The sequence below is a fragment of the Gordonia phosphorivorans genome (assembly GCF_042432625.1).
Classification (GTDB): domain Bacteria; phylum Actinomycetota; class Actinomycetes; order Mycobacteriales; family Mycobacteriaceae; genus Gordonia; species Gordonia phosphorivorans.
On sequence record NZ_JBHLWV010000013.1, the window covers coordinates 58,143 to 69,894 of the forward strand.

Sequence of the window (11,752 nt, forward strand, 5' to 3'; positions counted from 1 at the left end):
CCTCCATTCGATCAGATCCCGACGGGACCGGCCACCGCAACGCGCTCGACTCAGCCTTCGATCGGTCCGCGGGCCGCCTCGTAGGCCGCACCGACGCGGTACAGACGGTCGTCGGCCAGGGCCGGCGCCATGATCTGCAGACCCACCGGAAGGCCGTCGGCCGACGACAGGCCCGACGGCACCGACATGGCGGCGTTGCCCGCGAGGTTCACCGGCAGGGTGCACAGGTCGAACAGGTACATCGACAACGGGTCGTCGACCTTCTCCCCCAGCTTGAACGCCGTCTGCGGGGTGGTCGGCGAGACGAGCACGTCGACCGATTCGAAGGCCGCGGCGAAGTCCCGGGCGATCAACGTCCGGACCTTCTGCGCCTGGCCGTAGTAGGCGTCGTAGTAGCCCGAGCTCAGCGCGTAGGTGCCGATCATGATGCGTCGCTTCACCTCGGGGCCGAAACCGGCCGCACGGGACAGCGCCATCACCTCGTCGGCGCTGTGGCTGCCGTCGTCGCCGACGCGCAGGCCGTACCGCATGGCGTCGAAGCGGGCCAGGTTGCTGGACACCTCCGAGGGCAGGATCAGGTAGTAGGCGCCGAGGGCGTACTCGAAGTGCGGGCAGTCCACCTCGACGATGGTCGCGCCCTGGGCGCGGAGCACCTCGCAGGCCTTCTCGAACGACTCCAGGACGCCGGGCTGGTAGCCCTCGCCCTGCAGTTGCTTCACCACGCCGACGCGGACACCGGTCAGGTCGCCGGTGGCGCCCGCGCGGGCGGCACCGACCACGTCGCCGATGGGGACGTCGATGGAGGTGGAGTCGCGCGGATCGAAACCGGCGATCACCTCGTGCAGCAGTGCGGTGTCGAGCACGGTGCGGCCGCACGGCCCGCCCTGGTCGAGCGAGGACGCGCACGCCACCAACCCGTAGCGGGAGACGGTGCCGTAGGTGGGCTTCACGCCGACGGTGGCGGTGACCGCGGCCGGCTGCCGGATCGAACCGCCGGTGTCGGTGCCGATGGCCAGCGGCGCCTGGTAGGAGGCGAGCGCCGCGGCGCTGCCGCCGCCGGAACCGCCGGGGATCCGGTCGGTGTCCCAGGGGTTGCGGGTCACCTGGTAGGCGGAGTTCTCGGTGGACGAGCCCATCGCGAACTCGTCCATGTTGGTCTTGCCGAGGATCGGGATGCCGGCGGCCCGCAGCCGGGTGGTCAGCGTCGCGTCGTACGGCGCGGTCCAGTTCTCCAGCATCTTGGAGCCGCAGGTGGTCGGCGCGTCGACGGTGGTGAACACGTCCTTGAGGGCGATCGGCACGCCGGTGAGCGCGGACGGGGCCTCGCCCGCGGCGATCGTCGCGTCGGCGGCGCGGGCGGCGGCGAGCGCTTCGTCGGCGCCGACGTGCAGGAAGGCGCCGAGTTCGCCGTCGATCTCGGCGATGCGATCCAGGTGCGCCTGGGTCACCTGCACCGAGGACAGCTCCCGGTCGGCGATCTTCGCGGCCAGCTCGGCGGCGGACAGGCCGGTGATCTCATTGGCGGTACGGGTGCTCACGGTGGTCATTCCTCCCCGAGGATCTGCGGAACGGCGAAACGGTCCTGCTCGACGGCCGGCGCCCCGGACAGGGCCTCGGCGACGGTCAGGCCCGGCACCACGGCGTCGGGCCGGACGATGTGGCTCAGATCGGCCGGGTGGGCGGTCGGCGGAACGTCGTCGGCGGCCACCTCGGCGACCTGGGCCACGTGACCCAGGATCGAGTCGAGCTGCGTGGCGTACTGATCGAGTTCGTCGTCGGTGAGCGCCAGTCGGGACAGACGCGCCAGGTGGGCGACCTCGGTCCTGCTGATGGTCGGCTCGGACTGCGATGGCATCGTCAGGCTCCTCTCGTACACGTGCGGTGTCACCAGCCTAGGGCCCTCCCGCACGCACCTGCGCCGCGGGCCTCGCGTCGGTAGCGTGAAGCTATGACCATCGTCACCGTGCAGCGCCTAGCGGCGCCCGCAACGGCGACGTAACCACGGCGCAACAAGGGTTCGAATAATGGAAGTCGTGTCTTATCTTCTGCGTGTGACCTTGGCCGATCGACCCGGCAGCCTCGGCCTGCTCGCGATGGCGCTCGGTACGGTGGGCGCCGATATCCGCTCCCTGGAGGTGATCGAACGCGGCGACGGGCTGGCCGTGGACGACGTGGTGGTGGAACTGCCCCACGGAGCGTTGCCGGATACGTTGATCACCGCGGCCGAGTCGGTCGACGGGGTGAGCGTGGACTCGCTGCGTCCCTTCACCGGCAAGCTCGACCTGCACCAGGAGCTGGAACTGATCGATGCCGTCGCCGCTGCGCGCGCCGACCGGCTGCAGGTGCTCGTCGATCTGGCCCCGCGCAGCCTGCACGTGTCGTGGGCGATGGTGGTGGCCGGCTGCGCCGACGAACCGGTCCGCCTGGCCGCCAGCGCCAGCGCACCGGAGACTCCGCTGACGCGCGCGGACTGGCTGCCGTTGACGCAGGCCTGCGAACTCGACGGCGACGCCGCATGGGTGCCCGGTCCGTGGCGCGAGCTGGCCACCACCCTGGCCGCGGCGCCGCTGGCCCGCAGCGGCAAGGCCCTGCTCCTGGGCCGGGTCGGCGGACCGGCTTTCCGGCCCAGCGAGGTGGCCCGCCTGAGCCACCTCACCGGCATCGTCTCCGGCCTGGTGCAGTCCGTCTGAACGGTGTCGGGCGCCCGTCCCCGGCGCGGGCCGGGGCCTAGGGGTTGCCGGTTTCCAGCAGCCGGACGAAGGCGGCTTCGTCGATGATCGGCACCCCGAGCTGCTCGGCCTTGGCCGCCTTGCTGCCGGGCGCATCGCCGATCACCACGTAGTCGGTCTTCTTCGACACCGAACCGGATGCCTTGCCGCCGCGCTCGATGATCGCCTCCTTGGCCCCGTCCCGGGTGAAGTCGGCCAACGACCCGGTCACCACGATGGTCTTGCCCTCCAGCGTCCGGACGATCGACTCGTCCACCTCGTCGGCCATCGAGACCCCGGCCGCCCGCCACTTGGCGACGATCTCGCGGTGCCAGTCGACGTCGAACCAGTCCCGAATACTGGTGGCCAACGTCTCCCCGACCCCGTCGACCTGGGCCAGGTCCTCGGCGCTCGCGTTCTCGACGGCCTCCAGGGAGCCGAAGGCGGTCGCCAGCGCGCGCGCCGCCGTCGGGCCGACGTGCCGAATGGACAGCGCCACCAGCACCCGCCACAGCGGGACCTGCCGGGCGGTCTCCAGATGCTGCAGCAGGCGCTGCCCGTTGGCCGACAGCTCACCCTTGAGGTTGGTGTAGAACGACGTCGTCGCCAGATCGTCGGCGGTCAGCGCGAACAGGTCGCCCTCATCCTCGATCACCTTGCCGGTCAACAGCGCGTTGGCGCCCTCGTAGCCGAGCGCATCGATGTCGAACGCTCCGCGACCGGCCAGGTGGAACAGCCGCTCGCGTAGCTGCGCCGGGCACCGCTGCGCGTTGGGGCACCGGATGTCGACGTCGCTCTCCTTCTCCGGCCGCAGCTGGGCACCGCACTCCGGACAGTGCGTGGGCATCACGAATTCGCGTTCGGTGCCGTCGCGCAGGTCCACGACCGGACCGAGGACCTCGGGGATCACGTCACCGGCCTTGCGGATGGTGATGGTGTCGCCGATCAGCACGCCCTTGCGCTTGACCTCGGAGGCGTTGTGCAGGGTGGCGCGGGCGACCGTCGACCCGGCCACCAGGACCGGCATCATGTCCGCCCACGGCGTGACGCGACCGGTGCGGCCGACCCCCACCTTGATGTCGAGCAGTTCGGTCGTGACCTCCTCGGGCGGGTACTTGTAGGCGATGGCCCACCGCGGGGCGCGCGAGGTGGCGCCGAGGCGGCGCTGCAGACCGGTGTCGTCGACCTTCACCACCAGACCGTCGATCTCGTGTTCCACCGAGTGCCGGTTCTCGCCCCAGTAGACGATGGCCTCCTCCACCGCCTGCGCGCCGACCACCTTGCGGGTGTGGGTGGACACCGGCAGGCCCCACGCGCCCAGCGCCAGATACACCTCGTGCAGCGAGGCCGGGTGCCAGCCGTCGATGCGGCCGACGCCGTGGCAGATCATGTGCAGATTCCGCTGCGCGGTGATCTGCGGATTCTTCTGGCGCAGCGAACCGGCGGCCGAGTTACGCGGATTGGCGAAGGGCGCCTTGCCCGCCTCCACCAGCGATGCGTTCAGTTTCTGGAAGTCTTCGAGCCGGAAGAACACCTCACCGCGCACCTCCAGCAGGGCGGGCACCGGGTACTGCTCGGTCGCGGTCAGCTGGTGCGGCACACCGACGATGGTGCGGGCGTTGAGCGTCACGTCCTCGCCGGTCCGGCCGTCCCCGCGGGTCACCCCGCGCACGAGCCTGCCGTCCTCGTAGACCAGGGACAGGGCCACGCCGTCGATCTTCAGCTCGCAGAGGTAGTCGATGCCGGTCCCGGCGTCGGCCTCGGTGCGCGCGATCCAGGCGCGCAGTTCGTCGGCGTCGAAGACGTTGTCCAGCGACATCATCCGCTCGAGGTGGTCGACCGGGGTGAACGCGGTGGAGAAGCCGCCGCCGACCAGTTTGGTCGGCGAATCCGGCACGGCCAGTTCCGGGTTCTCGTCCTCGAGCTGCTGCAACCGCCGCAACAGCACGTCGAACTCGGCGTCAGCGATGATCGGCGCGTCTTTGACGTAGTAGCGGAACTGGTGATCTCGGATTTCGGCGGCCAGCTCAGACCACTGCTGCTGCGGGTTCGTCACAACCGGATTCTAGTCGGCCCCACCGACGATTCCTCTTCCCGTCACGCGCGGGTGAGGATGTAGGTGACGGATCGGTAGATCATGGTCACCGTGTCGCCGTTGACCACCACGTCGCAGTTGGTCTCCCGGCAACTCGAGCCCGCCAGCGACGTCATGCGGATCACGACCGAGGACTCGTTGAGCCGATAGGTCTGCTGCACCGACATCCGGCACACCCCGCCGGCATCGTTGTTGATGTGCAGTAGTCCGGTCACCGGATCGTCGTCGGTGAAGGTCAGGGTGTAGCGCCCCGTGTCGGTGTCCCCGACGAAGGTGCCCAGCCACGCCGGATTGGCCCAGTCGCGCTCGGCCGCAGGGGGTACGGCCGATTCAGGCAGTTCCGTGACCCGCGCGCTCGACGCCGAGCCGGCCAAGGAGGTACTCGCTTCCCGCACCTGAACCACCGCGAGCACTGCCGCCACCACGGCCCCCACCATCAGGAGCGCCAGCACCACCAGCGCCGCGATCATCGGCCGGGTCAGGGTCCGGCCGGCGGTCGGCGCGGACGGTGGAAACGGTTCCCGGCTGAGCCCGGGGTCGTCGACCGGCCCCCGCGTCGGATCCTCGTGCACGGTGTCCCCCACTTCCGCGGCCCCGCCGCACCCATCGATGAGCAATCATCGGTGGCCGCCGACGGCGGCACCCTACCCTGGAACCATGCCGCATCCGATCATGTTCGACGACGCCGACCCCGTGCTCGCGCGTGTCCGGCAGATCGCCCTCGCCCTGCCCGAAGCCACCGAGAAGGTCGCGCACGGCCGCCCCACCTTCCGCTGCGGCAAGATGTTCGCGATGTACGGCGGCTCCCGCAAGGGGGCCACCGCCACACCGTTGCCCACCGCGCTGCTCTTCATCCCGGACCCGAGCGAACAGGAGGCCCTGCAGCAGGACGGACGCTTCTTCGTCCCCGCCTACGTGGGCGCCTACGGCTGGCTCGGTCTGGAGCTGTCCGCCGACACCGACTGGGCGGAGGTCGCCGAACTGCTCGACGCCAGCTACCGCCGGATCGCCCCCAAGCGGGCGATCGCGCAGCTTCCGGACGCAGGCACCGCGCCCTGAGTCGGCGTTCGATCGGTGTCAGCCTTCGACCGACGTCAACGCTCGACCGGAATCAGCGCTCGACGTCCTGGCGCCGCAGGAGCCGCACCGCCAGCACCACCACGGCCACGGCGACGACCACGGTGAGCACGGCGAGGCCGCTGATCGAGTCGGCCCAGTCGGCCACCTGCGCCTGCCACCGCACCTGCGTGTCGGCGCCGACCGGGGCGCCCAGCGACGCGGTGCCCTCGGTGACCCACAGCAGGATGCCGATCGCGATCAGCGCCAGGCCGGAGATCAACGACGTGCTGTGCAGTGACAGGCGACCCACCCTGATCTCCCGGCCCCGCAGCACGCCCCGCAGGCGCGGACCGATCCGCGTCCAGAACGCCGCCAACAGCAGCAGCGGCGCCGTCATCCCGGCGGCATAGGCCACCATGACCGCGGCGCCGTACACCGGCTGCCCGCTCACCAGCCCCACCGTGAGGACGGCGCCGAGCAGCGGACCGGAGCAGAAGCCCGCGAAGGCGTACACCGCGCCGAGCACCACGGTGGAGACCGGTCCCACCACGCGCACGCTGTCGGCGAGCCCGGACAGTCGACCGAAGCCGAAGCCGCTGCCGAGGATCAGCAGCACGCCGAAGACGATCACCACGATCGCGCCGATCGCGGTGACGGTGCCGCGGTGCACGGTGAACAGCGAACCCAGGGCGGCCGCACCGGCGCCGATCGGGGCGAGCACGAGGACCAGGCCGAGGAAGAACAGCGCGGTGCGCGACAGCAGCGCGCGGGTGCCGTCGTAGGTGAACGCGAAGAACGACGGCAGCAGCAGCGCCGCGCAGGGACTCAGCAATGCCAGCAGCCCGCCGAGGAAGGCGCCGACCAGACCGATCTGGCCCACGACGTCAGCGTCCGGCGAGGTACTGGTCGATGACCACCTCGAAGGTCTCGATCGGTCGCACCCCGACGATCGGCTCGCCGTCGATCACGAACGCGGGCACGCCGATGATGCCGAATTCTTCGGTCGGTGCCACGTCCTGAGCGATGTCGCCGTCGTACCGATCGCTGAGCGTTTCGCTGCGGAACCGCTCCAGGTCGGGCACCCCCGCGGCCTTCGCGTGCTCGACGAGGACGTCGATGGGCAGGTCGGGATGGCCCGTGGTGGGCGCGTCGGCGTAGACGTCGTCGACGAACTGCCAGAACTTGCCCTGCGCGGCGGCCGCCCATCCGGCGCGGGCGGCCAGTTCGGACTCCTTGCCGAAGATCGGCTGGTCTCGCCATTCGATGCGGAGCTTGCCCGCGTCGACGTACTTCTCGATCAGCTGGGGCTCGATGTCGCGCGCATAGGTGGCGCAGAAGGGGCACCGGAAGTCGGAGAAGACCACCATGGTGACCGGGGCGTCCACCTCGCCCAGCGCGCGCGGGTCGTCGGCCGTGCGCCGGGACAGATCGCCCAACGGCCCGAAGGTCGCCGGGGCCGCCGACGCCTGCGACGGCGACGTCTCCGAGGACGACTGGGTTCCCCGCGCCACCAGCGCGATGACCAGTCCCACCAGGACCGTCAGCAGCACGCCGAACAGGAGCAGTTCGACACGGCGACGGCGAGGCGGTGTCGGCGGTGTCGAGGGTTCCCCCAGGGATTCGGTCGACTCCACCTGTTCACTCACACCGCCACCTTGCCCAAACCCCCCGCCCGCCGCAACATGGCCAGCACCGGCAGCAGCAGTACCGCGATCACCGCGCCGACGTAACCGACCACGTCGAATCCGAAGACCGACATGATCACGCCTGCCAAAGCCCCGGCACCGGCCCCGGCGAGCGCGATGAGGACATCGATCGCACCCTGCACCGACGGCCGTTCCGGCGCCGATGTGGCGTCGACCACCAGGGCGGTGCCGCTGATCAATCCGAGGTTCCAGCCGAGCCCGAGCAGGATCAGTGCGACGGTCAGCCAGCCGAGCCCGTCGTGCGGCGCCCAGGCCGCGAGGAGCGCGGCCGCCACCAGCAGCACTACCGCACCGACGGCCATCGGACCGCGGCCGACGCGGTCCACGAGCGGACCGGTCACCAACGACGGGAGGAACATGGCGGCCACGTGCAGACCGATGACGACGCCCACCGCGGTGAGGCCGCGGCCCAGATCCACCATGTGCACCGGGGTCATCGTCATCACCCCGGTCATCACGATCTGCGCGGTCACCATCACCGCAGCGCCGATGTACAACGCGGTCCGGGGCGCGGTGGCGCCGCCGCCCGGCACCGAACCGGCGGCCCCGCCCTCGGGGTCCGCCGCAGCGGCCCGCGCGGCCACGTCGCGGGCCAGCAGAAACGGGTCCGGGCGCAGCAGCAGGAAGAAGATCAGTCCGGCCGCGCCGTAGGCCACCGCCGCCAGCAGGAAGGGACCGGCCAGGCGGGGCAGGCCGATCGCCTCGGCGAAGGCGCCGGTGGGGGTCAGCAGGTTGGGGCCCGCGACCGCACCCAGGGTGGTCGCGGCCAGGGACACGCTGATCGCCCGTCCCCGCCGGTCCGGCGCGGCCAGGTCGGTGCCTGCGTAGCGCGCCTGCAGATTGGTGGCGGTGCCCGATCCGTACACCAGCAGCGACGCGAACAGCAGCGGCACGTTGCCGAGGGCCGCGGCCACCACGATGCCCACCGCACCGAGGGCGCCGGCGCCGAAGCCGACGGCCAGCGACACTCGGCGACCCGAATGCTGCGCGATCCGTCCCACCCCGAACGCCGCCCCCGCCGACCCCAGGGTGAACATGGCCGCGGGCAGCCCCGACATCGCCTCGGAGCCGAGCATCTCGCGAGCCAGGAGGGCGCCGACGGCCACCCCGGCCGAGAGCCCGGCGCCGCCGAGCACCTGGCTGGCGATGACCACCGCGAGGGTGCGACGCTGCACCGCAGCGACGTCGACGGTGCCGATCACAGCGTCGCCACGCCCTCGGCGACGGACTCGGCGACGGCCAGGGCCGTCCGCGCCCAGCGGTCCCCGGCGCCGGCCAGCCCGCAGGTGGGGGTCACCAGCAGTTGATCGCGCAGCACGGCGCGCTCCAGGCCGATGCGGTCGACGAGGCCCTGCAGTCGTGCGACGAGGTCGTCGACCACCTGGTTGCGCGGCAGGCCCGGATCGTCGGTGGGCACCACCCCGGCGGCCAGCACCCGACCGGCGTCGAGCAGACCGCCGAGCGCGTCGTAGTCCCGCACGGTCAGCGCGGTCAGGTCCATCGACACCGCGAACGCCGGCAGCTCCGCCAACAGCTCCCACCTCGGCGCGGCGCAACTGTGCAGCAGCATCGGTCGATTCACCTGCGCGGCAAAGGTTTCCAGGCGCGCGGCGATCTCCGGCGCCGGGACCGGGGCGATCGGATCCAGCCGGGTCAGCGGCGGCACGGCGCCGTCGATCACCCGCCCGACCTCCGGCTCGTCCAGCTGCACCACCACCCGCACGCCGAGACGCCGTTCGAGATCCTCGGCGTGCTCGCGCAGTCCCGCGGCCAACGACTCGGCGACGTCGCGGACCGCGCCCGGATCGCGGATCAGTTTGTGTCCGCCACGCAGTTCCACGTGCGCGGCGAAGGTGAACGGCCCGCACGCCTGCACCTTGAGGACCTCGTGCTCGCCGCGCAGCCCGCGCGTCTCCCAGCACTCCTCGATCGCATCGAGGTCCCAGCGCAGATAGTCGCGGGCGCGCCGCGTCTCGACGGTGGGCGCGGCGGCGAGTCGGTAGGTGCGGTGCACGTAGTCCACGGGCAGTTCCACGAGCAGCCCGGCGGTGCGGCCGAGGAGGTCGCCGCCGACGCCGCGGGCGGGCAACTCGGGCAGATGCGGCAGGCCGAGCTCGCCGACCACCACCGCGACGGCCTCCCGCGGATCGGTTCCGGGCATGGAGCCGATCCCCGTCGCCCGCGCCACGGGCCATCCGGATGCCGTCGAAACAGAACGCTCGCTCACCAGGCCAGCCTAGTGCGTTCGGCCCCGGCCGCCGCCCTAGGATGAACGCCATGCCCTCGCCTTCGAACTCGCACATCGGCGAGGCCTTCCGCGGCCTGTACTACCACCTGTACGCCAACGGGCAGAGCAGTCGTGCCGAGCGGATCGTCGAGGACATGACGTTGGCGCTGCTGGTGAAGTTGGCGGCCGAACGCGCCGGCCGCGCGCACGTGTGGCAGTCGGTGCTCGACGGCGCCGACCCGGCCGTGCTGCTGGAGCTGGCTCACCACGAGTTCCCCGGCGCCATCTCCCCCGAGGAGTCCTTCCACAACGACGACGCGGTGATCCGCGACGCACTGCACGCCCTGTCCGACATCTCGCTCGACGCGGCGCCGGCGCACGTGGTCGGGGACGCCTTCCAGGCGGTGCTGGGGCCTCGGATCCGCGGCGAGAAGGGCCAGTTCTTCACCCCGCACACGCTGGTGCGGGCCATGGTGACGATGCTCGACCCCGCCGACGGCGAACGCGTCCTCGACCCGTCGGCGGGCTCCGGCGGCTTCCTGGTCGAGGCGGTGGCGCACGCCGCACGGCAGCGGGCCCGGATCGCGGTGGTGGGCGCCGACAAGGACTTCGACCTGTATCGCCTGATGACCGCGCTGCTGGCCGTGGTGGCCGGCGACGACGGCCGTGCCTTCCACCGCAACTCCCTGGACCGGGCCGCCTGGGTGGACGCCGACGGGCAGCCCGAACAGTTCGACGTGATCGCCACCAATCCCCCGTTCGGCGCGCGCATCGGCATCACCGATCCGGACATCCTGCGCCAGTACGACTTCGGGCACGTGTGGACCCGCGATGCCGACGGCGTCTGGTCCCCGACCGATCAGGTGGACAAGAGCCGCGATCCGCAGATCCTGTTCCTCGAACTGTGCGTGCACCTGCTGCGCCCGGGCGGCCGGATGGGCATCGTGTTGCCCGAGGGCGTCTTCGGCAATCTCGGCTCCGGCTTCGTGTGGACCTGGCTGCGCAGGCACGGCAGCATCGATGCGCTCCTGGACTGTCCGCGCACCACCTTCCAGCCGGGGACCGACACCAAGACCAACGTGCTGTTCTTCACCAAGGGCGCCCCCGCCGCCACCAGTTGGATCGCTGCGGCGCTGCACTGCGGCCACGACCGGCGCGGCAAGTCGGTGAGCGCCGACGGCACTGCCCTTCCGGACGACTTCGCCGCGCTCGCGGCCGCCTATCCGCACCGGGCCGACGGCCGGACCGCGTGGTCGGCGGTGGACCTGACCGGCCACACCTACCTGGTGCCGCGCTACTTCGAGCGGCCCGCCCCTCGTAGCGCCGACGAGCAGGCCCTCCTCGACGGCGCCGAATGGGTGACCCTCGGCCAGTTGCGCGAGCGCGGCCTCATCCGTGTGCGCAAGGGACGCGAACCCGGTTCGGCGGCCTACGGCACCGGGGACATCCCGTTCATCCGGACCTCCGACCTCAGCAATTTCGAGGTGTCGACCGATCCCACCAAATCGGTGAGCGAGGCGGTCTACGACGAGCACCGGGCGGCGATCGACCTGCGGGCCGGCGATGTGCTGATCGTCGTCGACGGACGCTACCGGATCGGCACGGCGGCCATGATCACCGAGCGCAACGTGCGCAGCCTGGTGCAGAGTCACCTGCGGGTGATCTCGGTGGCCCCGGACACCCCCGATCTGGACCCGTTCTCCCTGCTCTTCGCCCTGACCCTGCCGTCGGTGCGGCTCCGGATCCGGGACCTCGTCTTCGTCCAGAGCACCCTGGGCACCCTGGGCAAGCGCCTCTTCGAGCTGGAGATCCCGCTGCTCGGCGGCGACGGCCCGTGGACCCCCCGGGTGCGGGAGTTCGCGCGGGTGATCTCCGCGCGCGATCGGCTCCTGGCCGAACTGGAGGCCGCCACCGCGGGCGAGACCTTCGAGCTCTGACGCGCGCCGCACGGCGGCGC

Annotated in this window: 11 protein-coding genes; 3 read left to right on the forward strand and 8 right to left on the reverse strand. The window is 71.4% G+C overall.

Annotated elements, in window-relative coordinates:
- Positions 1 to 50: 50 nt before the first annotated feature.
- Entirely contained in the window at positions 51 to 1,547 is a 1,497-nt protein-coding gene (gene gatA / locus ACFFJD_RS04905; RefSeq protein WP_382361759.1) for an Asp-tRNA(Asn)/Glu-tRNA(Gln) amidotransferase subunit GatA, read from the reverse strand.
- A complete protein-coding gene (gatC, locus tag ACFFJD_RS04910) occupies positions 1,544 to 1,855 on the reverse strand; it encodes an Asp-tRNA(Asn)/Glu-tRNA(Gln) amidotransferase subunit GatC (protein ID WP_382361761.1) in 312 nt (103 codons plus the stop codon). The genes gatA and gatC overlap by 4 nt, the downstream gene beginning before the upstream one ends.
- A 169-nt stretch (positions 1,856 to 2,024) precedes the next feature.
- Between gatC and ACFFJD_RS04915 the strand changes: the two genes are divergently transcribed.
- Positions 2,025 to 2,690 carry an ACT domain-containing protein gene (locus ACFFJD_RS04915; protein WP_382361763.1) on the forward strand — a complete coding sequence of 222 codons (666 nt, stop codon included), beginning with the start codon at positions 2,025 to 2,027 and terminating at the stop codon, positions 2,688 to 2,690.
- A 37-nt stretch (positions 2,691 to 2,727) separates the two neighbouring features.
- On the opposite strand, the gene ligA is transcribed toward ACFFJD_RS04915, so the two are convergent.
- The gene (gene ligA / locus ACFFJD_RS04920; protein ID WP_382361765.1) at positions 2,728 to 4,764 is read right to left on the reverse strand and encodes an NAD-dependent DNA ligase LigA; all 2,037 of its coding nucleotides are present in this window, start codon (positions 4,762 to 4,764) and stop codon (positions 2,728 to 2,730) included.
- A gap of 41 nt (positions 4,765 to 4,805) precedes the next feature.
- The gene (locus ACFFJD_RS04925) at positions 4,806 to 5,375 is read right to left on the reverse strand and encodes a hypothetical protein (protein WP_382361767.1); all 570 of its coding nucleotides are present in this window, start codon (positions 5,373 to 5,375) and stop codon (positions 4,806 to 4,808) included.
- Positions 5,376 to 5,460: 85 nt separating this feature from the next.
- On the opposite strand from ACFFJD_RS04925, the gene ACFFJD_RS04930 reads away from it, so the two are divergent.
- Entirely contained in the window at positions 5,461 to 5,862 is a 402-nt protein-coding gene (locus ACFFJD_RS04930; RefSeq protein WP_382361769.1) for an MmcQ/YjbR family DNA-binding protein, read from the forward strand.
- A gap of 52 nt (positions 5,863 to 5,914) precedes the next feature.
- On the opposite strand, the gene ACFFJD_RS04935 is transcribed toward ACFFJD_RS04930, so the two are convergent.
- Genes ACFFJD_RS04935 through ACFFJD_RS04950 form a run of 4 tightly spaced genes read right to left on the reverse strand, consistent with a single transcriptional unit; the run spans position 5,915 to position 9,795 of the window.
- A complete protein-coding gene (locus tag ACFFJD_RS04935; protein WP_382361771.1) occupies positions 5,915 to 6,742 on the reverse strand; it encodes a cytochrome c biogenesis CcdA family protein in 828 nt (275 codons plus the stop codon).
- A 4-nt stretch (positions 6,743 to 6,746) separates the two neighbouring features.
- On the reverse strand, positions 6,747 to 7,508 hold the full coding sequence (locus tag ACFFJD_RS04940; RefSeq protein ID WP_382361773.1) for a DsbA family protein: 762 nt from the start codon (positions 7,506 to 7,508) through the stop codon (positions 6,747 to 6,749).
- Complete coding sequence (locus tag ACFFJD_RS04945; protein ID WP_382361775.1) at positions 7,505 to 8,770, reverse strand: MFS transporter; 1,266 nt, start codon at positions 8,768 to 8,770, stop codon at positions 7,505 to 7,507. The genes ACFFJD_RS04940 and ACFFJD_RS04945 overlap by 4 nt, the downstream gene beginning before the upstream one ends.
- A complete protein-coding gene (locus ACFFJD_RS04950; protein ID WP_382361777.1) occupies positions 8,767 to 9,795 on the reverse strand; it encodes a methionine synthase in 1,029 nt (342 codons plus the stop codon). Before ACFFJD_RS04950 ends, ACFFJD_RS04945 begins: the two co-directional genes overlap by 4 nt.
- 50 nt (positions 9,796 to 9,845) lie before the next feature.
- Between ACFFJD_RS04950 and ACFFJD_RS04955 the strand changes: the two genes are divergently transcribed.
- Complete coding sequence (locus tag ACFFJD_RS04955) at positions 9,846 to 11,732, forward strand: N-6 DNA methylase (RefSeq protein WP_382361779.1); 1,887 nt, start codon at positions 9,846 to 9,848, stop codon at positions 11,730 to 11,732.
- Positions 11,733 to 11,752: the final 20 nt, after the last annotated feature.

Coding starts and splice junctions, on each gene's coding strand:
- ACFFJD_RS04930 (WP_382361769.1), top strand. CDS start 5,461: ATGCCGCATCCGATCATGTTCGACGACGCCGACCCCGTGCTCGCGCGT.
- gatC (WP_382361761.1), bottom strand. CDS start 1,855: ATGCCATCGCAGTCCGAGCCGACCATCAGCAGGACCGAGGTCGCCCAC.
- ACFFJD_RS04915 (WP_382361763.1), top strand. CDS start 2,025: ATGGAAGTCGTGTCTTATCTTCTGCGTGTGACCTTGGCCGATCGACCC.
- ACFFJD_RS04955 (WP_382361779.1), top strand. CDS start 9,846: ATGCCCTCGCCTTCGAACTCGCACATCGGCGAGGCCTTCCGCGGCCTG.
- gatA (WP_382361759.1), bottom strand. CDS start 1,547: ATGACCACCGTGAGCACCCGTACCGCCAATGAGATCACCGGCCTGTCC.